The 25,975-nt window shown below is 32.4% G+C and carries 21 protein-coding genes and 1 riboswitch; of the genes, 18 read left to right on the plus strand and 3 right to left on the minus strand.

Going from position 1 to position 25,975, the window contains the following annotated elements; translation table 11 throughout:
* Positions 1-27: 27 nt before the first annotated feature.
* The 8 genes from G7034_RS01895 (at position 28) to G7034_RS01930 (ending at position 8,033) form a co-directional block, all read left to right on the plus strand.
* Complete coding sequence (locus G7034_RS01895; RefSeq protein ID WP_166399270.1) at positions 28-735, plus strand: RDD family protein; 708 nt, start codon at positions 28-30, stop codon at positions 733-735.
* A gap of 1 nt (position 736) precedes the next feature.
* On the plus strand, positions 737-1,357 hold the full coding sequence (locus G7034_RS01900) for a trimeric intracellular cation channel family protein (RefSeq protein WP_166399271.1): 621 nt from the start codon (positions 737-739) through the stop codon (positions 1,355-1,357).
* A gap of 123 nt (positions 1,358-1,480) precedes the next feature.
* Positions 1,481-2,224 carry an autotransporter domain-containing protein gene (locus tag G7034_RS01905; protein ID WP_166399272.1) on the plus strand — a complete coding sequence of 248 codons (744 nt, stop codon included), beginning with the start codon at positions 1,481-1,483 and terminating at the stop codon, positions 2,222-2,224.
* Positions 2,225-2,558: 334 nt separating this feature from the next.
* Positions 2,559-3,044 (plus strand): acetyl-CoA carboxylase biotin carboxyl carrier protein subunit, encoded by a 486-nt coding sequence (locus G7034_RS01910; RefSeq protein ID WP_166399273.1) that lies wholly within the window; start codon positions 2,559-2,561, stop codon positions 3,042-3,044.
* A gap of 24 nt (positions 3,045-3,068) precedes the next feature.
* Positions 3,069-4,511 (plus strand): acetyl-CoA carboxylase biotin carboxylase subunit, encoded by a 1,443-nt coding sequence (gene accC, locus G7034_RS01915; RefSeq protein ID WP_166399274.1) that lies wholly within the window; start codon positions 3,069-3,071, stop codon positions 4,509-4,511.
* Positions 4,512-4,530: 19 nt separating this feature from the next.
* Positions 4,531-6,072 carry an acyl-CoA carboxylase subunit beta gene (locus G7034_RS01920; RefSeq protein ID WP_166399275.1) on the plus strand — a complete coding sequence of 514 codons (1,542 nt, stop codon included), beginning with the start codon at positions 4,531-4,533 and terminating at the stop codon, positions 6,070-6,072.
* A 319-nt stretch (positions 6,073-6,391) separates the two neighbouring features.
* Positions 6,392-6,571: a DUF4372 domain-containing protein gene (locus G7034_RS12060; protein WP_166399276.1), complete on the plus strand. Its 180-nt coding sequence runs from the start codon at positions 6,392-6,394 to the stop codon at positions 6,569-6,571.
* 589 nt (positions 6,572-7,160) lie between these two features.
* Positions 7,161-8,033 carry a PPK2 family polyphosphate kinase gene (locus tag G7034_RS01930; protein WP_166399277.1) on the plus strand — a complete coding sequence of 291 codons (873 nt, stop codon included), beginning with the start codon at positions 7,161-7,163 and terminating at the stop codon, positions 8,031-8,033.
* A gap of 219 nt (positions 8,034-8,252) precedes the next feature.
* On the opposite strand, the gene G7034_RS01935 is transcribed toward G7034_RS01930, so the two are convergent.
* Positions 8,253-9,776: a GH3 family domain-containing protein gene (locus G7034_RS01935; protein WP_166399278.1), complete on the minus strand. Its 1,524-nt coding sequence runs from the start codon at positions 9,774-9,776 to the stop codon at positions 8,253-8,255.
* Positions 9,777-10,010: 234 nt separating this feature from the next.
* Here G7034_RS01935 and trxB point away from each other — a divergent pair, with 234 nt between their 5' ends.
* From trxB to G7034_RS01970, 7 genes are all read left to right on the plus strand, one after another.
* Positions 10,011-10,997, plus strand: a complete 987-nt coding sequence (gene trxB, locus G7034_RS01940; RefSeq protein WP_166399279.1) for a thioredoxin-disulfide reductase — start codon at positions 10,011-10,013, stop codon at positions 10,995-10,997.
* Positions 10,998-11,598: 601 nt separating this feature from the next.
* Entirely contained in the window at positions 11,599-12,537 is a 939-nt protein-coding gene (locus tag G7034_RS01945; protein ID WP_166399280.1) for a CPBP family intramembrane glutamic endopeptidase, read from the plus strand.
* 55 nt (positions 12,538-12,592) lie between these two features.
* Positions 12,593-13,693 (plus strand): AMP-binding protein, encoded by a 1,101-nt coding sequence (locus tag G7034_RS01950; RefSeq protein ID WP_166399281.1) that lies wholly within the window; start codon positions 12,593-12,595, stop codon positions 13,691-13,693.
* Between the two features lie 120 nt (positions 13,694-13,813).
* Positions 13,814-14,575: a peroxide stress protein YaaA gene (yaaA, locus tag G7034_RS01955; RefSeq protein WP_166399282.1), complete on the plus strand. Its 762-nt coding sequence runs from the start codon at positions 13,814-13,816 to the stop codon at positions 14,573-14,575.
* Positions 14,576-15,478, plus strand: a complete 903-nt coding sequence (locus tag G7034_RS01960; RefSeq protein ID WP_166399283.1) for a PAS domain-containing protein — start codon at positions 14,576-14,578, stop codon at positions 15,476-15,478.
* Between the two features lie 205 nt (positions 15,479-15,683).
* Positions 15,684-15,860 (plus strand): Lacal_2735 family protein, encoded by a 177-nt coding sequence (locus G7034_RS01965; RefSeq protein WP_166399284.1) that lies wholly within the window; start codon positions 15,684-15,686, stop codon positions 15,858-15,860.
* A gap of 362 nt (positions 15,861-16,222) precedes the next feature.
* Positions 16,223-17,416 carry a hypothetical protein gene (locus tag G7034_RS01970; RefSeq protein ID WP_166399285.1) on the plus strand — a complete coding sequence of 398 codons (1,194 nt, stop codon included), beginning with the start codon at positions 16,223-16,225 and terminating at the stop codon, positions 17,414-17,416.
* 446 nt (positions 17,417-17,862) lie between these two features.
* Here G7034_RS01970 and G7034_RS01975 read toward each other — a convergent pair whose 3' ends face one another.
* Together G7034_RS01975 and G7034_RS01980 are read right to left on the minus strand one after the other, a co-directional pair.
* A complete protein-coding gene (locus tag G7034_RS01975; protein ID WP_166399286.1) occupies positions 17,863-18,924 on the minus strand; it encodes a YncE family protein in 1,062 nt (353 codons plus the stop codon).
* A gap of 17 nt (positions 18,925-18,941) precedes the next feature.
* Positions 18,942-20,783, minus strand: coding sequence for a TonB-dependent receptor (locus tag G7034_RS01980; protein WP_166399287.1), 1,842 nt, complete (start codon positions 20,781-20,783; stop codon positions 18,942-18,944).
* 33 nt (positions 20,784-20,816) lie between these two features.
* Positions 20,817-21,032, minus strand: a riboswitch (cobalamin riboswitch).
* Positions 21,033-21,508: 476 nt separating this feature from the next.
* Between G7034_RS01980 and G7034_RS01985 the strand changes: the two genes are divergently transcribed.
* The 3 genes from G7034_RS01985 (at position 21,509) to hemN (ending at position 25,975) form a co-directional block, all read left to right on the plus strand.
* On the plus strand, positions 21,509-23,278 hold the full coding sequence (locus G7034_RS01985) for a TonB-dependent receptor (protein WP_166399288.1): 1,770 nt from the start codon (positions 21,509-21,511) through the stop codon (positions 23,276-23,278).
* A gap of 80 nt (positions 23,279-23,358) precedes the next feature.
* Positions 23,359-24,543 carry a hypothetical protein gene (locus G7034_RS01990; RefSeq protein WP_166399289.1) on the plus strand — a complete coding sequence of 395 codons (1,185 nt, stop codon included), beginning with the start codon at positions 23,359-23,361 and terminating at the stop codon, positions 24,541-24,543.
* 79 nt (positions 24,544-24,622) lie between these two features.
* Positions 24,623-25,975, plus strand: coding sequence for an oxygen-independent coproporphyrinogen III oxidase (gene hemN, locus G7034_RS01995; RefSeq protein WP_166399290.1), 1,353 nt, complete (start codon positions 24,623-24,625; stop codon positions 25,973-25,975).

Raw genomic sequence — 25,975 nt, forward strand, 5'->3', positions numbered from 1 at the left:
AAATAAGTTTCAAAGATAAACGAAATTATGAATAATTTTAGCATAGAAACAAGTCAAAATGTAAGTATTCTTCAAAAACCTGCTTACTTAACCGATCGTATATTTGCTTATTTGATTGATGCACTTATTATGGGAGTTTACATTTTCGGTGTGTTTTTTATTGTAACTGGAGTTTCGTCAACTACATTTTCTATGAGTTTGACTGTGGTATTATTGTTACCAGTTATGCTCTATCATTTACTTTTTGAACTTTTTAATAATGGTCAAAGTCCTGGAAAAAATGCGCTGCAAATAAGAGTTATTAAAGAAGATGGTTCTGCCCCAAGCTTAGGTGATTACTTAATGCGTTGGATTTTAAGATTACTAGAAATTACTTCACTTTCTGGAGTAATAGCTATTCTTAGCATTGTTTTTACTAATAAAAGTCAGCGATTGGGAGACTTAGCGGCCAAAACAATCGTAGTTTCAGAAAAAAGAGAAATAAAGCAAAACCTTTTTTTTGATATTCCTGTTGATTATCAGCCAACTTTTGAGCAAGTTATTATCTTTACCGATCAAGATATTCAGCGCATTAAAAATGTTTACTTAAGTGCAAAAAAGAATAGTAATCAGTTTTTGTTAGCGCAATTGCAACAAAAAATAATAGAAAAGCTACGCATTGAAACTTCTCTTTCTCCTAATCAATTTATTTTACTTGTTTTAAAAGATTATTACTTTATAACCAAAAACCAATAATTTGGATTTTATACTCATTTTAGACATACTTGGAGTTGTAGCTTTTTCTATCTCTGGAGCATTAGCAGGAATAAGAAAAAGACTAGACCCTTTTGGAATTTTAATAATTGCTTTTGTCACTTCTGTTGGTGGAGGAACACTTAGAGATGTATTGCTGCAAACGGAGGTGGTTTGGCTTACAAACATGCTCTATGTCTATACCATTTTATTGTTTTCTGTTATTGCAATGTTATTTAGAGAACGACTAAATTTTTTTAGAAAATCTTTGTTTTTATTTGACACTTTGGGCATTGGTCTATACACGGTTGTTGGTGTAGAAAAAGCGCTTCAAGCCGATTTACACCCCATTATATGTATTGCTTTTGGAACAATGAGTGCTTGTTTTGGAGGAGTAATTAGAGATATATTATGCAACGAAATTCCTATAATTTTTAGACAAGAAATTTATGCTACGGCTTGCATCATGGGAGGAGCTTTTTATTTTGGACTTTATTATTTCAACACCCCAAACGGCATTATATTTGTCGTTTCATTTGCTGTGGTAATCATCATAAGACTTCTTGCGGTTGTCTTTAAAATAAGTTTACCGAATATTTATGAATCTAAAACAAAAGATGAGTAGATCAAGCAATTTTGATGTTAAATTATATCATATCATAGAAGAATTAAACTAACATTAAATTTAAATGAAATAAATTGATAACAATGATGTTAGTCCAGAATATAAACAAGAAAGAAATTGCTTATGTATAATTTTTTTAAACTAATTAAAATAACTACATTATTAGTGTTTTTAGTCTTTTCTTATTCTGTTTTTTCTCAAACTAATCCGGTACCTTTTTATGCTAACCTAGAGAGTGATGAGGTGGATAAATGGCGCGCTTTTTACGTCCAGCTTTCGCCTCTTGGGTTTTCAAATTTTAGTATTTTTAGACCAGAGGTTCCTGTAGATGATATTGTTAATTTTAGAGATAATTTATCCGTTGGAAATGCTTATGAAATGAATTTTGGGTTCTACTTCAATTCTAGAATGGGAGTGGGATTCTCTTACACTAACACCAGTTTTTCTGATTCGTTTAGCAGGTTTGGAGAAAAATTTTATAGTAATGAACTAAATACCAGTACCTATAGTGTTAGTATTAACAATTTAGCTACAGGTCTTAGAAAACAAGATTTGTTTTATTTTAATTTAGGCTTTTTTTATTTAGATTTACAACAAGAGTTTGAAAAGCTAGGTGGAAACTATCAACGAAAAGCTTCTGGAAACGGTTTTGGATTAAGAACAGAAATAGGTTATAATTACCACTTATTTGACCAACTTTTCCTTAATTTATCCTCTAACTTTATTATTGGTTCAATAACCTCTATTAGCAGTTTTACCCCTAACGGAAAGTATAAACTTAATGAATTAGATGAAGATACCACATCCTTGTTACAGCTTAATTTTCTTCTAGGATTTACTTATTATTTGCCTTTTTCAGCTAAATAATAGTTGATTCAAAAAAAATAGTCCTGATTGCAATGAAAGCCCAGAGTGAATCAGGCTTAATTTTACTTGTTTTAGCAAAGCGACCGGCAGGAAGCTCTTGATAAAAGCTAGAAAAATTTGCCAGATAAATGAGGACTTGAAATGGAAAGCAGGTCCCTGACTACTGATAAAAAATAATTATTTAGTTCTTATTTTGATTATTTTTTAAAAATCAGGCTATTAATTAGAAATCATCCAATTCTTTAAAATTCATTTCATTCTGATAATCAAACTTTATTTTTAGACTTAAAATTATTCCTATATTTACCATTTATTTAATGTAAACTCAATATATATGCACAATCAACTCAAAGCAAAAGTTGATGAGCAATATGAATTTGAATTTGAACAGGCTGAAATTTCTGATTTAGACGCTGTTCAGATTAATGCGAAAGAATTTCATGTTATTCATCAAAATCAATCTTTTCATGCGCAAATAATTGCTGAAGATTTTCATAATCAAACCTATACAATTAAAGTAAAAAGCAATACTTATCAAGTTAAAATTTCTAACCCCTTAGATTTGTTAATTAATAAGATGGGATTAACGCTAAATACGGGAGTGATAGAAAGCGAAATTAAAGCACCAATGCCCGGTCTTATTTTAGATATTCCTGTGGCTGAAGGCGATACAGTAAAAGTTGGTGATACACTTATTGTACTTGAGGCTATGAAGATGGAAAATGCATTAAGTTCGCCTATGGATGGGGTGGTGAAAGCTATACATGTAAAGTCATCTGATTCGGTAGCTAAAAGTGAATTACTCATTGAATTAGAATAAGTTGAACGTAGAAATAATAATGAAATGAAGAAAATACTCGTTGCTAATCGCGGAGAAATTGCACTTCGTGTAATGAAAACAATAAGAAAAATGGGCATTAAATCGGTAGCCGTTTTTTCTGAAGCCGACCGAAACTCACCCCATGTTAAATTTGCAGATGAAGCCGTTTGCTTAGGTCCAGCACCTTCCAATCAATCCTACTTAAAAGAAGATAAAATTATAAAGGTATGTAAAGAATTAGGGGTAGATGGTATTCATCCAGGTTATGGTTTTTTAAGCGAAAACGCCTCTTTTGCAGAAAAAGCTGAGCAAAATAACATTACTTTTATTGGACCAAAATCTCATGCCATTAGAGTAATGGGAGATAAATTAGCGGCAAAAGAAACCGTTAAAGGCTATAACATTCCTATGGTTCCAGGAATTGATGAAGCCATTACTGATGTAAATAAAGCTAAAAAAATTGCTTCGGAAATTGGTTTTCCTATTTTAATTAAGGCCTCAGCTGGCGGTGGAGGTAAAGGAATGCGCGTAGTTGAAAAGGAAAGTGAATTGGAAAATCAAATGAAAAGAGCTATCTCTGAAGCCGAATCAGCTTTTGGTAATGGAGCTGTTTTTATTGAAAAATACGTAGGCTCACCACGTCATATTGAAATTCAGGTACTAGCCGATCAACACAAAAATGTTATTCATTTATTTGAACGTGAATGTAGTGTTCAACGAAGACACCAAAAAGTAATAGAAGAAGCTCCATCGGTAGTCTTATCTTCATCACTTCGAGAAAAAATGGGAAAAGCAGCCGTTGATGTGGCTAGAGCTTGTGATTATGTGGGTGCAGGTACGGTTGAGTTTTTAATGGACGAACAAAAAAACTTCTACTTTTTAGAAATGAATACTCGTTTGCAAGTAGAACACCCTGTTACAGAATTAATTTCTGGAATTGATTTGGTAGAACAGCAAATTAAAATTGCTCGTGGAGAACAACTTGAATTTCAACAAAGCGATTTAAAAATTGAAGGTCATGCTTTAGAACTAAGAGTATATGCAGAAGATCCTTTAAATGACTTTTTACCTAGCGTAGGCTTACTCTCTAAATACCAAGCACCAACAGGCAATGGAATTAGAGTAGATGACGGATTTGAAGAAGGAATGGAAGTTCCTATTTATTACGATCCTATGATTTCTAAACTGATTACTTACGGAAAAAACAGAAATGAAGCTCTCCAGCTAATGCTTGAAGCAATTAAAAATTACCATGTAGAAGGAGTTTCTACTACACTAGATTTTGGCCGTTTTGTTTTTGAACATCAAGCTTTTAAATCCGGTAATTTTGATACGCATTTTGTGAAGCATTACTATACGCCTGATGCTTTAGAAAATGAAAAAGAAAAAGAAGCCTTTATGGCTGCTTTGTTGGCTTTAAAAAAGTATCAAAACGATCAAAAACAACTTAGAATTCCTAAAGTTTAATAAGTAAAAGCGAAAAGAAATGAGTAAAAATATAGAAGCTTTAAATAAGAAAATCAAAGAAGCACATCTTGGTGGTGGGCAACAACGAATTGATAAACAACACGAAAAGAAAAAATTAACTGCGAGAGAGCGTGTTGATTATTTTTTGGATGAAGGTTCTTTTGAAGAGATTGGTATTTTGGTGACGCATAGAACCACCGATTTTGGCATGGATCAACAGCATTTTTATGGTGATGGCGTAGTCACAGGATATGGAACTGTAAACGGAAGGTTGGTTTATGTATATGCTCAGGATTTTACGGTTTTTGGTGGAGCATTGTCTGAGACCCATGCTGAAAAAATTTGTAAAGTGATGGATCACGCCGTAAAAGTAGGTGCACCAATTATTGGACTGAACGATTCTGGAGGTGCAAGAATTCAGGAAGGTGTTCGTTCTTTAGGAGGATATGCAGATATTTTCTTTAGAAACGTCCAAGCCTCTGGAGTTGTACCTCAAATTTCTGCCATTATGGGTCCCTGTGCTGGTGGTGCAGTTTATTCGCCAGCTATGACCGATTTCACTTTGATGGTTCAAGATACCTCCTACATGTTTGTTACTGGACCTAACGTAGTTAAAACCGTAACTAATGAAGAAGTAACTTCTGAAGAATTAGGAGGGGCAAGTGCTCACTCTACAAAATCTGGAGTTACCCATTGTACGGCTGCAAATGATATTGAATGCCTAGAGCAGTTGAAGAAAATGCTGAGTTATATGCCTCAGAACAATCAAGAAAAACCTGAAAAATTGGCTTTTGAATTAGGTGAAGAATTTAGACCAGAGTTAGATAACTTGGTTCCCGAAAACGCCAATAAACCTTATGATATGCACGAGGTGATTAAGGGAATAATTGATGCCGATTCGTTCTTTGAAATTCATAAAGATTATGCCGATAACATATTAGTTGGTTTTTCAAGAATTGGTGGGAGAAGCGTTGGTGTAGTAGCCAATCAGCCTATGCGATTAGCAGGTGTTTTAGACGTTGATGCTTCTAAGAAGGCGGCTCGTTTTGTTCGCTTTTGCGATGCTTTCAATATACCACTGTTAGTCCTTGTTGATGTACCAGGTTTTTTACCTGGAACAGACCAAGAATGGAATGGGATTATACTTCACGGAGCTAAATTACTTTACGCTTTAAGCGAAGCTACCGTTCCAAGAATTACCGTCATCACTAGAAAAGCTTACGGAGGTGCTTATGATGTAATGAATTCTAAACACATTGGTGCTGATTTAAATTACGCTTGGCCTACAGCAGAAATAGCAGTAATGGGAGCCAAGGGTGCTTCTGAAATTATTTTTAGAAAAGAAATAGCGAATGCCAAAGACCAAGAAGCAAAACTCCTAGAAAAAGAGTCTGAATACGCAGAAAAGTTTGCTAATCCTTTTAAAGCCGCACAGCGAGGCTTTGTTGATGAGGTAATTATGCCAAGAGATACACGAAGAAAATTAATTAAAGCATTTGCGATGCTTGAAAATAAAGAAGTGCTGCGCCCTCAACGAAAACACGGTAATATTCCTTTATAGTATTGAGACTAGAAACAGCTAACCCAGCTTATGTCAAGCTGGGTTTTTGTTTTTTTTTAAAGCTATCCTCAAAACTTTTTAGCCAGTTTCACATAGACTAATTAATAGTTATTGAGACAAAATTAATCTTAGCGTATAATCTGAATTCTCAATATTAAACAAGTTATAGTTTAATAGTACTGTAAAAGAAAATAGCTGCTTCCGAGTAATTTGGGAATGATTTTTTTCTTATTATTAGTTATTAGTGTCCGATAAAAAATCCCCCAAATATTGAGGGGGTTTTCGTATATAGCTGTATTAACTTTCAAATAATTCAGCCATGAGTAAAACTAATCATTTTTTCGGACAGCCCATATTCAGTCAGATGGTAAATTTGATTGATTCTTCTATTGTATCAAATGCTTCAGCCAATCGTAATAGTGACCATTATTGTAAACGTTTTACAACTTTCCAACACTTGATAACAATGCTTTATGGCGTTGTCTCTGGATGCAACTGATTAAGGGAATTATCAGCAGGCATAATAAGTTACGGCTCTAAGTTAAGTCATTGTAAGTTTTATTATACACCAAAACGAAGCACTATTTTTGATGCCAACAAACGAAGAAGCTATCTGGTCTTTGAAGATACCTACATTGCCCTTGTTAAAAAAATGGGGGCTTACTATTTGTAAATCCTAAAAAACAAACGATTTTAATAGGGTTACAAGACATTTTTGTGCTAATTTTGAGTTTTATCGGACAACAATAAATTCTTTGTTTGATAATTCAATAAATGATCAATATTGTTGTCATTAAAATAATTTCTTTGTAAATTTCAACATGTATTACGTGTTGCATCAAAGAAATAGTGTAAATAAAAATATAATACCAATTTTACTATTAAATGTCGTTAATAGAGAGAAATTGCTTTTTTCATATATAACGCTGTGAATAATTTGCATCCCGTAGTACGGGACGGAAATTGTGAACAAGGAAATATATGGGAAAATGAATGAGCTAACTAGCGTCATTTGATGGTAAAATTGGCATAAGTTGCTAACACCGAGGCTTTAGAAATACATAACAACCTATAAACTGATGATAATTATGCAATTCTATAAAAAAGATTTTTTGGTAAAATCAGATTTTCAACTTCGTAAACAGCCTACAACAATAAACACAAATTATAGTTCTAAACAACTAAAAAAAGAGCTTAAGAAAGTAAGAAATGAATTAGGTGAACTTCAAAATATACTCTATGCTCATGCTAAATATGGTGTCTTAATTTGTTTTCAAGGAATGGATTCTTCTGGAAAAGATTCATTAATAAGAGAGGTTTTTAAAGATTTTAATATTCGAGGTGTAGTAGCCCATTCTTTTAAAAAACCTTCAGAAAAAGAATTAAAGCACGATTTTTTATGGAGGCATTATAAAGCATTGCCAGAACAAGGAAAGTTTTCAGTTTTTAATCGTTCTCATTATGAAAATGTACTTATATCTCAAATTCATCCTAAAATTGTGCTTAACGAGAATTTGCCGCATATCAACTCAGTTGAAGATATCACACCTCAGTTTTGGGAAACCAGGATTTCTCAAATAAATAATTTTGAACAAACTATTTCTGAAAATGGAATTATTGTAATGAAGTTTTTTTTGAATATTTCAAAAGACGAACAGCGGCAACGTTTATTGAGGCGTTTAGAAAAACCCAATAAAAATTGGAAGTTTGCACCCGAAGATATTGAGGAAAGAAAGTTGTGGAATCAATATCTTGATGTATATGAAGATGTGATGAGGAAAACTTCTTACCCTCATGCTTCTTGGTATAGTATTCCTTCAGATCAAAAACAATTGTCAAGACTTATTGTAGCTAAAATAATACTAGAAGTTATGAAATCCTATACCGATATTAAAAACCCACCTGTAACACATCGAGTTAAGGAAAATTTGGAAACGTATATGAAAGACCTTCAAGCATAAGGTAATTAAAGCCTTATTAACACATTTAATATTGAGCTTTAATTTATTCGTTTTGCATAAACTTAAGCCAGTAAAAAGAGTGTTCAATCTTTCTTAACACCATTAAATAGCCGACTAATAAGAGGGGGTAGGTCATTATTTGAAGCTTAAGTTCAATTTGATGTTTTGCTTTAATTTCAATTTAATGCTTATGTTGGTATTGGGGGTCTATCTGTAAACCTAGAATTCACCAACAAATTTTTTAAACTCTTCTAATTTATTTTCTTTTAAAACTTTTTCAATTTTCATTTGTCCGCCTTTCTTCTTTGACTTTTCAGCCCAATCATAAAAAACTTGCACAGGCAGACTTTTTAGCTGTATTGATTTTAGTCCTTTTTTCCTAGCTACACTATAGTTTTTGTTAGCATCTTTTAAGTAGCGATCTAAAAATTCTTTAATGGCCTCTTCGTTCTTAACTTTTCCGCCAGCAATAAACCAATGATGTTCAAAGTGGCCATTCATTTTAACTGCACCAACCGAAAACTCAGGAACTTTAATGTTAAATTCTTTTTCTACAGCTTGAATTGCTTCATTCATTTTGTTTACTGAAAGTTGAGAGCCTGCTACGTTTAAAAAGAATTTGGTTCGCCCTGTAATGATTATTTCAGCTTTTTTAAGGTCTGTAAATTGAATAGTATCTCCAATCATGTAACGCCATAAACCTGCACTTGTAGATACTACTAAAACATAATCTTTATTCAATTTCACCTCATTAATGGATAAGGATTTAGCATTTTTGTTTAAGCTACCGTCTTCATTAATATAGGCTGGCTCAAAAGGAACAAATTCAAAATAAATACCTGTATTTAAAGACAATTTCATAGCTTTTGTATCGGGTCTTTGTTGAAAGGCAATAAAACCTTCAGAAGCTAAATAAGTATCAATGACCTCTACAGGTTTACCTAAGAGTTGATGAAAACTTTTTTCATAAGGTTGAAAAGCCACACCTCCTGAAGTATAGACTTTAAAGTTAGGCCAAATTTCGTGAATATGCTTAATTTTGTTATATTCAATTACCTTTTTAAGCATTAACTCTACCCAAGTAGGAATACCTGAAATAGCTCCAATATCCCATTGATTAGCCTTTTTAGCAATACGAAGTACCCGTTCATCCCAATTCTCTATCTGAGCAATTTCCTCACCAGGTTTATAATAACCAGAAAACCAAAAAGGGATATTACTTGCTGAAATCCCACTGATTTCTCCTTCATAGAATTTTTCTTTACTCTGGTTCAATTTTGTTGAGCTTCCTAACATTAAAATTTCTTTTTCAAAAAAATCACTCGGTAAGTTAAAGTTAGCTAAAGCTGCAATTTGTTGAATAGCTGTTTTTCTCAAATCTTCTAGCATGGTATTGGTTACCGGTATTTGTTTACTTTTTGTACCTGTAGTGCCAGAGGTTAGCGCAAAATAACTGGGTATTCCTGGCCATGTAATATCCTCCTTTTGTAAGTGGATTTTATTCCACCATTCATGATTTATTTTTTTGTAATCAAAATAGGGTACATTTTTCTTAAAATTAACTTCAGTATCATCACTCATTAATGTTTTTTCAAAATCATAATGCCTACCAAATTCAGTGTGTTTAGCTTTATTTAAAAGTGATGACAAAGTGCTTTTTTGAAGCTGGATGGGCGCTTCATCATTCTTTACTTTGCTCCCCAAATCGATAATTCCTTTAATTAGTGACCCTATAACAGACATTTTTTTCTACTAAACTACAATTTTTTAATGACGAACTACCTAATGAAAGTTTAATATTCTATTGTTTACTTCGTTCAATCACTAAAAAAAAAGCCATTTTAAATCATTTATATCTTTGGCTGATAAGTTTGGTTTTTGTGATAAGTATTTCTTATAGTCTTTTAAGTTTGTTTATTAGTTAATGTTTATTTGTAGTTTAAAAAAATGTACATTTGTAAGATAAATTATAGAATTATGGCAGAACACTTAGAGAGAATAAAATGTTTGATTATTGGTTCGGGGCCAGCTGGATATACAGCTGCAATTTACGCTGCTAGAGCCGATCTAAACCCTGTTGTCTATACAGGTATGGAACCAGGAGGACAATTAACCACAACTACCGAAGTTGAGAATTTCCCAGGTTATCCGCAAGGAATTGATGGTCCAAAAATGATGACCGAGCTTCAAGAACAAGCAGAGCGTTTTGGTACTGATGTTAGAATTGGTATGGCTACCAAAGTTGAATTGGCTAAACAAGAAGGCGGCCTTCATAAAGTTCAAATAGATAATAAAAAATGGATAGAAGCAGCCTCTGTGATTATTTCAACAGGAGCCTCTGCTAAATATCTAGGCATTGAGAGTGAACAGCGCTTAAGAGGCGGAGGAGTTTCTGCATGTGCCGTTTGCGATGGCTTCTTTTATAAAGGACAGGATGTAGCTATTGTTGGAGGTGGAGATACAGCCGCCGAAGAAGCAACTTATCTTGCAAAAATATGTAACCACGTAACCATGTTAGTTAGAAGAGGTGAGATGCGAGCTTCAAAAGCTATGCAAAATCGCGTTTTTAATACGAAAAACTTAACGGTAAAATTTTATACTGAAGTTGATGAAGTTATAGGCGAGCAAGTGGTTGAAGGTTTACGTATGATTAATAATCAAACCAACGAAACTGAGGAAATTAAAATTACGGGTTTATTTATTGCTATTGGACATAAACCTAATACCGATATCTTTAAAGGTTTTCTTGATATGGATAACACAGGTTATATTATTACTCAAGGAAAAACTACAAAAACTAATATTCCTGGCGTTTTTGCAAGTGGAGATGTTCAAGATAAAGAGTATAGACAAGCTGTTACCGCAGCGGGAACAGGATGTATGGCTGCTTTAGATGCAGAACGCTATCTTGCTAGTTTGGCTCCTGAAGAAGACAAGGTAACTGAAGATGAATTTGTGAATTAACAAGAAAAATTCATTTTAAATAAGGCTAGCCTACTGGATAGCCTTATTTTTTATCTTATACTATTTTTGTTGTTGATTAAGCTTGTGGTATTTTGTAATATCAATATAATCACTAAATATCCGCTATCTAGCTGATTCATTTTCTCCTCTATTTCCTTGTTCAAAATTTTTGTCCTCTGCGTAGGGATGCAAATTAATTAGCACCTTGTCTAGGAAAAAATTGATTTTGCTTTACTAGGGGTGTTCAAAAATCAAATAAGTATAATTTGAAACCTAAGTTTAATTATAGTGTTAACTCTTATGCTTCATGGCTGATTATGAAAAATAGCCCTGATTGTAGTGGAAAACCCGGAATTGAGAAAGCTTAATTTTACTTACTTTAACAAAGCGACCGGCAGGAAGCTCTTGATTAAAGTTAGAAAAATTTGCTTGCTTAATGAGGATTTGAAGAGAAAAGCAGGTTCTTGGCTTCAATAAATTAAAGGTATAATTTTTATAGATTTCTGTAACTTTTTATCCTAAAAACTAATTTGTTACTTATTAGATAAAATATTTTGAATATACAGGATTTTATATAGTATTGCATTTATTAAATATTAAGATGAGAGATTACATAGCTTTAGCTTCAAAATCCTACCACGAATGGTGGCGTTATTTATTTGGAACGTTTTTAATTTTTGTGATTTGGCAAATAGGAATTGTTCCTTTTGCCGTAACTGTTGGAACAAAAAAAGCCATGGAGGAGAGCCTAGATAATATAGGTGACCTATCCGACTATGAAGTTTTAATGAATACGTTAGACTCTAATCTAACTTTTTTCTTGCTATTGCTTTCTTTTGTGTTTGGTTTTTTTGGGGTGTGGTTGGTGGTTCGGTTTTTTCATTCGCAAAAATGGAAAGATTTGCTAACTACCCGTGATAAATTTGATTGGGGGAGAGTGCTAACAGGTTTTAGCATCGTTGCTATTTTTGTTACAGCTTCTACACTTATTGAATATTGGGTTAATCCTGGAGATTATGTGTTTAATTATAAAAGCAAAGAGTTTTTGATTTTAGCTGCTATTGGCATAGTGATGGTGCCGCTGCAAACTACTTTTGAAGAACTTTATTTTAGAGGCTATTTAATGCAAGGTCTAGGAATTGTTTTTAAAAATAGAGCATTACCTCTAATTGTTACTTCGGTTGGTTTTGGCTTGTTGCACTTAGGCAATCCTGAAGTAGCACAACTGGGAACTATTTTAATGGTAAACTACATAGGAACTGGGTTTTTATTAGGTATAATGGTCTTGATGGATGAAGGCTTAGAGCTTTCTATAGGTTATCATGCCGGCAATAACCTAATTACTGCTTTATTAGTAACTGCAGACTGGACGGCTTTTCAAACAGAGTCAGTTTTAAAATCTGTTGCAGAACCAAGCGTTGGTTTTGAAATATTTTTACCAGTTTTAGTTATTTATCCATTATTTCTTGCTTTTTTAGCTAAAAAATACAAATGGCATGGTTGGAAACAAAAATTACTAGGAAAGCTAAATGTTTCATAAAAAAAAATCTTTTTTTAGCTTTGTTTTTACTAACTTTAGCTCATAAAATTAGATTATGAGTAAAAATATAATTCAAGTACATCCTCACTTTAAACTAAATGGTAATCACTTTACAACTAAGGAATTGTATTCGGTTGCTTATTCTTTTATTAAAGAAGGAGAGGACTATGAAGAGCTGATAGGGAATTTTTTATTAGATTGGCTTAATGAGAGTTACGATAAAATTAAGCTGCGAACTTCGGGTACAACTGGTGCGCCAAAACCTATTTTTATTGAGAAAGTAAAAATGAAAGCTTCTGCATTGGCTACACAAAAACGTTTTAAGTTACCTTCAAAAACTAAAGTTCTGCTTTGTATTCCTGCAAATTATGTAGCTGGTAGAATGATGTTGGTTAGAGCGATGGTGTTGGGTTGGGAAATAGATACCGTTAAACCACAATCCAGAGCTTTAGATGACATTAATAAAACTTACGACTTTTGTGCTCTGACCCCTCATCAACTTGCTAATTCTTTACATCAGATTCATTTAATTAGAAAGCTAATTGTTGGTGGAGCTCCCGTAAATAACTCGCTTTTAAATAAACTAAAAAACATTCCTACTAAGGTTTATGAAACTTATGGAATGACTGAAACAGTAACTCATATAGCAACTCGCCGAATTAATTCGCTCAAAAAAACCAAGGATAAACCTTTTAAAGCTATTAGTGAAGTAAGCTTTAGTACAAACAATAAGCATTGTTTAGTTATTAATGCACCAAAAATTTTAAATGAACCTATACTAACTAAAGATGTTGTAGAATTAGTTGACGAAACTAAGTTTTTTTGGAAAGGGAGGCTTGATAATGTAATTAATAGTGGTGGTGTTAAAATTCATCCAGAGGCTTTAGAAAAGAAAATACAAAGCCAATTTGATTTTCCCTTTTTTTTAACAGGAATCAAAGACCAAGAGCTTGGACAAAAATTGATAATGCTTGTTGAATCAGAAAATAAAATTCCTAAAGAAAAGCTCTATAAACAATTGGATTTGGCAGGTTTAAGTAAATTAGAATTACCCAAAGAGATTATTCAAACAAAAGCCTTTAATAAAACAAGAACAGGTAAAATAGATAGAAAATTAACGCTTAATCAGGCTATGAACGACCATACAATAGTTTGATTTTAAAACAATAGTTTGTTGCCCATTTTTTAAAAGCTCTCACAAACTAAATTATTTTGTTTTACTTTAAAAACTAATGATTAATCAAATAAACTTAACACTTAATAATTTATCCTTATAATGAAAATTTTAATATCTCCCGCAAAATCGCTTGATTTAGAACGCGCAATTCCTGTAAATTCATTTACCACTCCAGTTTTCTTAACTACTGCAGTGAAAGTGAACAAAAAATTAGCGACTTGTTCAAAAGACGAACTAAAACGATTAATGGCTATAAGTGAAAAACTAGCTGATTTAAATTACGAGCGATATCAAGATTTTCAAGAAGACCATCACACAGGGAATTCAAGACAAGCAGTTTTCACTTTTAATGGCGATGTTTACGATGGCCTTGATGTTTATAATATAGCCCCTGATAACTACGAAATACTTCAACAAAAACTCCGAATTTTATCAGGTTTATATGGAATCTTAAAGCCATTCGATTTAATACAGCCTTACCGTTTAGAAATGGGAACAAAATTAGCTATTGGAGAAAACAAAAATTTATATGAATTATGGAAAGCTAAAATTACAGAAAACTTAAATGAAGAAATAAAAGAAGATGACTTATTGATTAACTTAGCTAGTAATGAGTATTTTAAGGCAGTAAATAAAAAAGAAATTAAGGCAAAGATTGTTTCTCCTGTTTTTAAAGATTTTAAAAACGGCAAACTTAAAGTAATTAGTTTTTATGCGAAAAAAGCCCGTGGCGCTATGGTAAAATATATTATTGAGCAAAACGCAAAGACAATTGATGATATAAAAAACTTTAATTATATGAATTATAAGTTTAGCGAAAAAGAATCAACAAATCGTTTAACCCCTACTTTTGTTAGATAGATGAAACTACCAGAAATACCAAAAAATGAAACTGAGCGTTTAGCTGCCTTACACAAATATGGAATTTTAGATACCGAATTTGATGAAAAGTTTGATGCTTTAACTCAATTAGCTAGTCAGATTTGTAATACCAAAATAGCTTTAATAAGTTTAATCGATGAAAACAGACAATGGTTTAAATCGGTTATTGGACTAAAAGTAAGGCAAACTGCTAGAGGAATTTCTTTTTGTAGCCACGCCATTAATCAGCCGTTTGAATTATTAGAGGTACAAGACGCTTCTCAAGATGAACGCTTTTTTGACAATCCCTTAGTTATTGGCGATCCCTATATTAGATTTTATGCCGGCTTTCCCGTTCTAGATAAGCAAGGCTTTGCTTTAGGTACCTTATGCGTTATAGATACAGTGCCTAAAAAGCTAACAACCACTCAAAAATCAGCATTAAAACTACTTGCAAAACAGGTTTACCACTTTATTGAATTACATAGCAATACGCAAAGTATTGAAAATGAACGACAAAGTTTTAAACGATTTGCTGCACTATCTCCTTCTATTATCTATAGGCATTCTTCTCATAAGCATTTAATTTACCACAGTCCTAAAGTTGAAGATTTACTAGGTTATACCCAGATTGATTTTAAAAATAATCCTAATTTATGGATGAAATTAATTCATAAAGATGATGTAAATCGGGTTAAAGAAGCATTTAAAAATACTAAAATTAATCAAAAAATAAACCTAACGTATAGGATCCAAACTAAAGATCAATCCTGGCTTTGGGTCAACGATATAGGCATAAGTCTTAAAACTAAAAACAACTATTTTTTTAAAGAAGGAGTGGTTACAAATATTACAGAAACAATAAAAAATAAAGACGTGTTTTTAAAAACTAACAAGTCTTAGTAGTCTGCTAGAAGCATACAATTTCATCAACTTTTCATTTCTTAAAAGAAGCAATTTAATTATCAAGATTAATAGCTACATCTATAAACTAAATGCTTATGATTAGCTTGAATAAATACAATAAAGCATAATTTTTAATTAAATTCATAAATAAAAGTTAGTTTATCGTTTTATGATTTTTACCTTCGAAAAAAAAAAGATAATAATGTTTGGATTATTTAAAAAGAAAAGTGAGTTAGATCAATTAAGAGAACAATATAAAAAACTACAAAAAGAATCTTTTGAACTTTCAAAAACTAATCGCTCCTCAGCCGATAAAAAAGCCGCTGAAGCCGAAGAGGTGTTTAAGAAAATTGAGGCTTTAAAAGAAAAAGAAAAGTAAATTTATCTTTAAGTTAAATTTGGTTTTTTTTTGAAAACTTGAATCCAGCAAATTAAAAAAATTTTTGTTTTGGTTTTCAGTATTTGAAAATTTTAACTTAGTAGATTAACTTCAAACTCTAATTTTTCCATTAGTTTTAACTTAAGAGGAGTTATTTATAAATTAAAGCCTGCTCAAGGAATTTGACTCCCTTATTTCTTGCTATACACCCTTTGTCTATCAAAAGGTTTTGTTTTTTTTTAAAATAAAACAGAAACTTTGTCTTTGTTGACAGATTTACTTAAGAAAAAAATTATTACTTTAGTAATATCATTTAATATTAGCTTCCATTATAAAAGGGCAGTATTAATAAGCAAGAAGCAATGTCTAAAACCTACCAATTTTTAGTTCTGTTATCATTATTTTCATTTTGTAATGCTCAAGAAAAAGATAGTATTTATGGAAATGTAAAATCAATAAGAGAGAAAGTTGAATTCTTAAATGATACTATTCAAAATAGAAAACTATTTAGTTTTGAAGGAGATTATGGGCATAATGGTTTTAATAGCCCTAAGTATAATCAAAGTCGTTTTCATAGTTGGTGGTACACTACTTATTGGACTCATTATATCAATTATTTCAAAGCCTTTGACGAAAGCGGTAAACCCCTAGAGGAAACCTGGTTTTATAAGAATCAAGATACTGTGTATCATGATCAATTTTATTATAATAAGCTTGGTAAGCTTAAAAATCAGATAATAATTGAGTATGGAACAAAATCTAATATAACTTATTCGTACAATGAAAATGCTTATTTGGAATCTGTAAATACGATTAAAGCTGACACTCTTTATGCTTCCAAAAAATATTTTTTTAATGATAAAAATTTAGTTACTGAAATAGAATACTTTAACTCCTTTATTCCAGATAAAACCGAAAAAACACTTAAGTTTTACGACGATGAGGGAAATTTGCTTCGAATGAAAAAAATTGGTTTCTTCAGCTCTAAATTTGGAACTATCTATGAATTTGATAAAAAAGGAAGAAAGTCAAAAGTTTTCAATCAGGTGTCATCAAATTCATTAATTATACCTGACCCTATAACACAAAATAGAGAAGATAAAGGAATAAAACAATTGAGTGAACAATTTTTTTATGACGAAAAAGATAGAATTATTGAAACACATTATTATAAACAAGATTTTAATGATAGGACAAAAGTAGTTTTGTATCGAAAAATCAAGAATATTTACAAGGACGATTTATTAATTAAGATTATTCATTACAAAAATGCAGATTCTATAATAAGCACTAAAACTTATAAATATGATGAAAAAGGCAGGGTAATTAAAAACACTACTTCTTTTTCAAAACATAGTAAAAATAATAGAACACTTCAATACTCTTATGCTAATCATAATTTACCAACAAAATTAATTTATGAAGACGATAGAGGAAAGACAGAGGTTGAATTTGTTCATGAGTTTGATGAAAATAAAAATTGGATCAAACAAACCAAATTTGTTAATGGCGAGAAGTTGTATGTTTGGACAAGAGAAATTACTTATTTCAAATAAATATTTGATCTCTTAGCTGTATTTTCGTTTCTTTTAGGCAGATTTAAAAGAGTTAGTTACTTTTGAATTATGCATGAACATATTTTAAACTTATAAGTTTCTTTTTCTAAGATTAATTCTTGAATTTGATTTTACCTATAGGCAGTTTTGTTTATATCCAATTATTTTCAAGTTGTCGATCATTCTAAAAGAACTCCGAAAGAAATAATTTTGATAACTTTGCAGAAAGAAATTATTAAGGATGATAAAAAAAAGGTTTGCGTATTTTTAAAAAACTTAAATTTAACCCCAATCCCTTCCGACTTATTTAGGAATCGGAAGTGAATTTTAAGTTGCCACTTATGTTATGTGCGTTACCTTACATTCAACAATTTTGAGAATAAAACACGCTTATTCAATAAAAAATAAGCGTGTAAAAACTTTAAAACTGAGGTTTGTTGTAATGTTTAATTTAAGTAAAATCCGTTAGGACCAATCCCTGTTGAAAATTCAGCTTCAACATTCCCCGATAAATCAAAAATGAACACATCTCCATTAGAGGCAAAATCGCCTGCATCAGCAATAAATATTCTACCGTCAGCAACTAAAAATCCATAAAAAACACCAAATTCTGAATCGCTAGTGTAGGAGAGAAGTGGGGTTTCATCAAAAGCTAAATCGCTTAAATTTGCCGTAAATACTTCGTTGGCATTGGTTAAATAGAGTATGCCTTCGCTGATTTGTAAATTAGCACTACCCTGTAGATTTTCATCAAATTCAATTTCAGTAGCTATGCTAAAGTTAGTTAAATCTACTTCAACTAATTTTTCGCTACTCAATGCATAAAGCGATTGCCCAACAATTTCCATAGAATTTAACCCCTCGCCAACTTCAATACTTTGTATAATGCTGTTAGTATTGGGATTCAAAACACTTAATTGATTCCCCATTCCGTAGGAAGCGTTTTGAATAATTAGTTGCCCGTTATGTTCTTCAATAAATTCAACTACAGCTCCTGCATTAATTTCATTTTCAACGGTTAAACTTTCCAAATCAATAACAGCAATGTAGTCGTCATCTGATGTTGAAAAACTTGCTTGATTGGTTACATAAGCTTTTCCATTGTAAATAGTTCCGTAGCGCGGAACGTCTAGGCCATTTTCTAAGCTTCCTTGAAGTTCAAAAGTAAAACGATCTACTACGGTAATCAAGTTACTTCCATTAGCTATGATATAAGCATTTTCTTCATCAAAAAAGATAGATTGAACAAATTGACCTAAGTCTTCACCGTTGTTTACGGCTGAAAAAACACCTTGCTCAATTTCGCTTAAATTATTAGGAATAAAGGAAATGCTCCCTTCACTCCCTCCTTCGTTCACTACAAAAATTCCATTTTCGTAAGGTCTTTCGGTAGTAGGGTCTCCATTATTTGGGTCGTCAGGATCTTCAGCAAGGATAGCGTCATCATCTCCGCTACAAGCCATAAATAATAGACTTAAAAAAACTAATTTCAAAAAATTCGTATTCATTTTCATTGTATTTATAGTTAAAGTTGAATTAAAAATTCGAGGTTAAACATTCTTCCGGGCATGGGTCTAAAATCGGCCGATTGGTACCTGTTGTTAAACACGTTATATACCCTAATTCCAGCTTGCATTACTGGTTTTTTTGCAAAGGTATAATGCGCTAAAAGATGATGTAATTGATAGGTTTCGATAACTCGATCTGCATTGTTATCGGTTTGTGCAAATTGTTCGCCTACGCATACAAATTGATGGGTAAATCGCCAATTATTTATGGCATAAGCCGAGGAGAAATTCGCCTTGTGAATAGGCGTGTATGTTAATTGATTCTTAGTGTCTTGATGAATGGATTTGACCAAAGCATAATTTGCATTCAGCTGAAGCTTGGAGTCCCCAAAATTCAATTGATAGTTTCCTGTAAATTCACCTCCGTAAGTTTTAACGCGATCTACATTTTCGGGTTGCCAGTTTCCATTAGGATTAGGAATCCATCTAATTAATTGATTAATATCATTGTAAAATGCGGTTGCCGAAAAATTCAATTTGCCTAAATGAAAATGATGGCCTAATTCAAACTGTTCCGCTGTCTCCGGTCTTAGTTCTTCGTTGCCTGAGTTTAACCAAAACAAGTCGTTAAACGTGGGTATTCTAAAGTTTTTAGATGCATTAAATTTAAGCTGATAAAAACTTGTAGCCTTCCAGTTTATACCTGCTGAATACAGCAACGGACTATCTTTTAAGTTACTCCATTCTTTTCTTGCAGAAGCTTGAAAAGTAAGTTGTTTATTCATTTCGTATTTAGCAATTAGCGAGGTGGCTAAAACAATTCTTTGGTCTTTATTTAGATTATCTCCTGAAGCTTTGGCGTTTTCGTAATTAATTAAACTATTGAATTTAAAATTTTTCCACCGGTAAGAAAAATCATGCCTAAGGTGAAGAGTTTCGGCTAAATTAGAAGTTTTTCTTTGACGATTTTTATTTTCTTGAAACGAAAAATCCTCGCTTAAATAAGCCAATCGAAGCAGAGAAGAATAATTCTTACCTTTATTTTCCCATTCTATTAAATTCCTAAAATCTAAGTTTTCGTAAGCAGGTCTATTTTCTGAAATCCTTCGGATAGGTAAATCACGCTGACTATCAAAAATCCATAAATAATATTTTAGTAGATTGTGTTTATTAAGCTGATGAGCTGCATCTAAATTGATGTTGAAGTGCTTAAATCTTCCGTTTGTATTGCGGTTTAAGTTTCCAGAAGTTGGAAAATCATTATCGGAGTAATTGTAATTAGTTCCCCACCGAAAGCTCCATTTCTTTGTAGAAAACTGTCCCCGATAACGACTATCTATAGTGTTGAATTCGCCATATAGCAATTGAACTTCATTCGACAAACCCTGATTAAATTGAAGTTCAGTGTCTAAGTGAACACTTCCGCCAATAGCGCCTGTGCCATAAACTACGCTTCCGCCTCCTGGGCGAATAGAAAGTCGATTAAAATTACCGCCTAATAAAGTATTGAAATCGCCTTGCCCATTAAATTGCGAATTAATATTGATGCCATTCCAAACAACGGCTGTTTGTTGTGCAGTTGTCCCTCTAAACGAAGGTGAAGCCACCATTCCATAACCATTTTCACGAATAAAAAATGGGGTGTTAAGTTGAATAAGTTCACTTAATCTAATCGGATTTTTTTGACGTAAGCTATCGTTCAACTTCAAGACGTATTGTCCGGTTGAAAAATCCTTAAGCTGTGGGTTGGTGATGACCACTTCTTCCAAATTTTGAGTTGCATCTAAATCAGCTTTTTGTGCAAAACAAGTGGTATGGATAGTGATCCACCAAAGTAAAATAATTAACTTTTTATACATCGCTCGCTAATTCTCTTATCCCGAGAGAATATGCAATTATTTAAGAAATAGGCAGGTCTCCTGGCTTGCGTCTTACATCCACCTTCCCATCCGCCTAAGGCGTACAGTGGTTTTGAAGTGTCGGATGTAAGCGTACGTTGGTAACGCACTAAGCTTACAGTTGCGGGAACAGCTTTCGATTTGAACGAAATTCCCTTTTAATGATGAACAAAGATGTTTTATTCACCAACCTAATTCAATGACAAAGCTAGGCTTTTTTTATTCCCTAACAAAATATTTTCTATTCAGACATAAACCATAATTCTATAAAAATAGAGTGTTTTTTTTACCTGTAGAGCGCATTATTCAATATCTCTTTTATAGAAAAATAAGATTTCAAGTTCTGTTGCTAATAGATAAAAGGTTCATTTTTGTAGAAGTAATAAGGTCAAATTATATTACATAAAATTGGTTAAAGCTAATCTTTACATCTATTTTCAACTAGTGGCAGTTGATTTGTAAATTACTATGACAAGCTTTATTATTTCAGGTATTTCCAAATAAAACTCAACTTATATTAGATTTATCCTGTTTTAATAATGAAAGAGTGAAATAGACTAGATTAAATTTCATAATTATTTTGTTTTTATGCTATTTTTAATCTTGCTAAGCAAAAGTTTAGTTTCTTTGTAAAATATATAAGAAGAAAAGTAGTTTAATAAACAACCTTTGAAGCATTTAATTTTATGAAATTAAGTCAGTATTTGTCTATTTTTTTTGGACTGAGTTTGTTCTTTACTCAACAAATTTGGTCACAGCAAGAGCAAGATACCATAAAAACAGATCGTTTAATTATAACAAAGCAATACTCACCAACCGTGAATGATGCTTTTAAAATTAAAACCAAACCCGATGTTACCGAGGAAACTACCTTACCTGAGCGGAAGATTAATTACGCATTAATTAGCGTTCCGGTAGCTTCAACATTTCAACCTACTAAAGGTAGAGCAGCCTCGTTAAGGATGAGCAAAGAGCGAGATGAAATTTACAATCATTACGTGCGTTTAGGATTTGGCAATTACACCAATTTTTTAGCAGATTACCTTGGAAGTTTACAGCTTAATGCCAAGCAAAAATTAGGTATTGATTTTTCTCATTTTTCTTCCCAAGGAGGAATTGATGAAGCTTATTTTGATGATGCATTTGCAAGTAATACCTTGGATGTAGATTTTGAATCTGACGAAGGGCGTTGGATTTGGAAAACGAAAGCTGGTTTTGAACACTATTCCCATAATTATTATGGCGAACCTATTTTTCAGGAACCTGGCTTTACTTTTAACCCAAAACATTCACCTATTCAGAATTACCTCGGATTTAATTTTGGAGCATCAGCAGCAATCTATGATTCGTTTTTAGAAGATGTGAAAGTGAATTACAATTACTTTTCAGATGATTTTGACGCGTTAGAACATCAGTTTCAATTGAAATCTAATTTTAATTTTAGTTTAGGAGGAAAGAAAATTCAGAATGAAGTTGGTTTAGATTATTTAAAAGGAGAGTTTTCAGCAGTAAATAACGGATATGCATACGGACAAGAATTAGCTTTCGAAGATAATTATGGACAATTAATAGCTTCTTACGCGCCTTCAGTGTTTATTGAAGAAGACCGCTTTACCTTACAAATTGGAGCAGAAGTAAGCTTTTTTAATGACGCAGAACGCAATGAAAGCAAGGTGTTTATTTATCCAAAGGTAGAGGCTAATTACCGCGTAATTCCTGATAATCTCATTGCGTATGCGGGAGTGGATGGAGGTTTAGATCAAAATTCATTTAGAAGTTTTGTTATGAATAATCCTTTTGTTTCTTCAAATTTGACCATCGTGCCTACCGATCGTCAGTACGAAAGTTTTGTGGGGGCTAAAGGGAGTAGCGGTCAATTTAGCTACAACGCTAGAGCGAGTTACAAAAATGAAGATGCCCGCGCCCTATTTAGAAACAACAATGGCCCTAATCCAGAATTTTTTGAGCAAGCTAATATGATTAGACCTTTTGAAGTTGGTAATTCCTTTGGAGTAGTTTATGATAATTTACAGACCCTAGCTTTTGATGGCGAAGCTAATTATGATTTCTCACAAAATTTTAATTTAGGAATAAACTTTAATTATTCGATTTTTAGTACTGATAATCAAGAAGAAGCATGGAATTTACCTAATTTGTACACCGCTGTGGTAAGTCATCTTCAACTGAATAAAAAATGGTCTTTAGGGGCTAGTTTATTCTATGTTGGCGAACGAAAAGACCTAGAGGTTTTTGGTCCTTCAGATGATTTACAATCTGAAATAATTGACGTAGATGGTTTTCTTGATTTGAGTCTTAATGTAAACTACCGATTAAATAAGCAACTTTCTGTTTTCTTTTTAGGAAATAATTTAGTGGGTGGAAATTATGAACGCTGGAATAACTACCAAGTTCAAGGTTTACAGCTTATGGGCGGTTTGACTTACCAATTTAAATAAGTTATTCTTAACCTTTAGGTAATATAGGCTTTTAATTATTACTTAATTTTGCAATCATAAATTTAAACGAATAGGTTTTAATGGGAAGTAACAAGAATAAAAAGGGCAAAAAAACTATTAAGTATGATCGTTCAGATAGGAGTAAACCTTATTTAAATGTACTTGATTTTTTAGCAGAAGAAAAAACTTTTTTATCTATTGTTTTAGGGGGGTTAATACTAGCAGCTGCTGTTACATTTAACGCTAATGCGGCCATGTGGTTAGGTTTCTTTTTTGCCGCTTATGCAGCCGTTGCCAATGATAGCATACAATCTTTAGGTACTTTTATAGAAAGCAATAAAGCCAGGCAGTGGTGGATTTTATGGCTTTATATTGGTGGTATTTTTGTGGTGACCGTAACTGTTAGCTTTATTCTTTACGATGGAGATGTGACCTTTCAACGTTTAATGACCTTAAATGAAGATGGTACCAAGGCATTCCCCCATCCAGTAGAAGATTTAGGACAAAGCTTTAGTTTCTTTCAAATTATAGCGCCGTTGGTACTTTTGATTCTTACGCGTTTAAAAATGCCAGTTTCTACTACCTTTTTATTGCTTTCTGTTTTTAGTGCAACTTCTTCTGGAATAACTGAAGTTGTTGTAAAAAGTTTAAAGGGGTACGGAATTGCATTTATATTATCATTCGCTATTTGGTACTTTTCTTACAACCTCATACGAAAGCACTTTAAAAGCAGAAAACATCATAAAGCTTGGTCTGCTGTTCAATGGATTGTGAGTGGTTCCTTATGGGCGGTTTGGGTGATGCAAGACGGTGCCAATATTGCGGTTTATTTACCTAGACAATTAAATGTTACACAGTTTTTAATTTTTACACTAACCATTTTTGCAGGATTAGGATTATTGTTTTACTTAAGAGGGGACAAAATTCAAGAGGTAGTAAGTAAAAAGTCCCGTATTTCTGATATTAGAGCCGCTACTTTAGTCGATTTTTCTTATGTTATTCTATTAATTTACAAACTCTTTATTTCAACAGTTCCACTTAGTACAACATGGGTTTTTTTAGGAATAATTGGTGGCCGGGAAATAGCTATCAGTTTAGCTCGTCATAAGAAAGGCAAGAAGCACAAGAAAAAAGCCGGTAAACTTATATTATCCGACTTTAGTAAAGCAATGGCAGGTTTAATTATTTCAGTGGCACTAGCAGCCGCAGCTAACAAAGGAATTAGAGAAGATATTTTCCAAAGTATTTTGAGCCTTTTTAACTAATTTTATGTGATTTAAGCTGATTTTTATCATTTATAAATCAATGTAATACAGTTATTTTTGAATTAAAATTAGGATTTTAATGCAAAGTTTAATTCAAAAATACAATGTGCCAGGGCCAAGATACACCAGCTATCCTACCGTTCCTTTTTGGGATGAAGCTAGTTTTTCTGTACAGAAATGGATAAAGAGTCTTAATCATCCTGCTTATAAAAATGACCCCATAAGTCTTTATATTCATTTACCTTTCTGTGAAAGTTTGTGCACTTTTTGTGCGTGTAATAAACGCATAACCAAACAACACAGTGTTGAGCAACCTTATATTGAAGCGGTTTTAAAGGAATGGAAAATGTACGTTTCAATTTTGGGTGAAATTCCTGTAATTGAAGAAATTCACCTTGGTGGCGGAACACCTACTTTTTTTTCTTCAGAACATTTAAAAATGCTTATTGAAGGTATTTTTGAACATGCCACTAAAGCAGAAAACCACGAGTTTAGTTTTGAAGGTCATCCAAATAACACCACAAAAGAACAATTACAAACACTTTATAGCTTAGGATTTAGAAGAGTTAGCTTTGGTATTCAAGATTATAATTTTAAGGTTCAAAAAGCCATTCATCGAATTCAGCCTTTTGAAAATGTTGAAAAAGTTACAAGTTGGGCTAGAAACATTGGCTATACGTCTATTGGTCATGATTTAATTTTTGGTTTGCCTTTTCAAGGTTTAGAAGATGTTGATTATACCATAAAACAAACCAATTATCTTCAGCCTGACCGCATAGCTTTTTACAGTTATGCTCACACACCGTGGATTAAAGGAAATGGACAACGCGGCTTTGATGAAGCAGATTTACCTTCAGCAGAATTAAAAAGAAAGCAATACGAGTTAGGGAAAAACGCCCTTGAAAATGCAGGCTATGAAGAAGTAGGAATGGACCACTTTGCCTTGAAAAGCGACCAATTAATCCATAGCCAAAAAAAAGGTGATTTGCATAGAAATTTTATGGGTTATACCACTACAAAAGCAAAAAAAATGATAGGACTTGGTGTGTCTTCTATTAGCGATTCTTGGTTTGGTTTCGCACAAAATGAAAAAGAGTTAAACTTGTATTATCAGCGAATAAGTCAAGGGCAATTACCTGTATTTCGAGGACATGATTTAACGGAAGAAGATTTAATTATTAGACAACATATTCTTAATTTGATGTGTAATTTTGAAACTACTTGGAGTGAAGATGAAAATTACGTTTCAGATTTAAAGAATATTTTAATAGAATTATCTGAAATGGCTAACGATAATTTAGTAATTTTAAGCAAAAATAATATTAAAGTAACCACTAAAGGAAAAGCCTTTATAAGAAATATTTGTATGGCATTTGATTTACGATTAAAAGCAAACAAACCTGAACAACGCTTATTTTCAATGACCATTTAA

Source organism: Psychroflexus maritimus (genome assembly GCF_011089875.1).
Classification (GTDB): Bacteria; Bacteroidota; Bacteroidia; order Flavobacteriales; family Flavobacteriaceae; genus Psychroflexus; species Psychroflexus maritimus.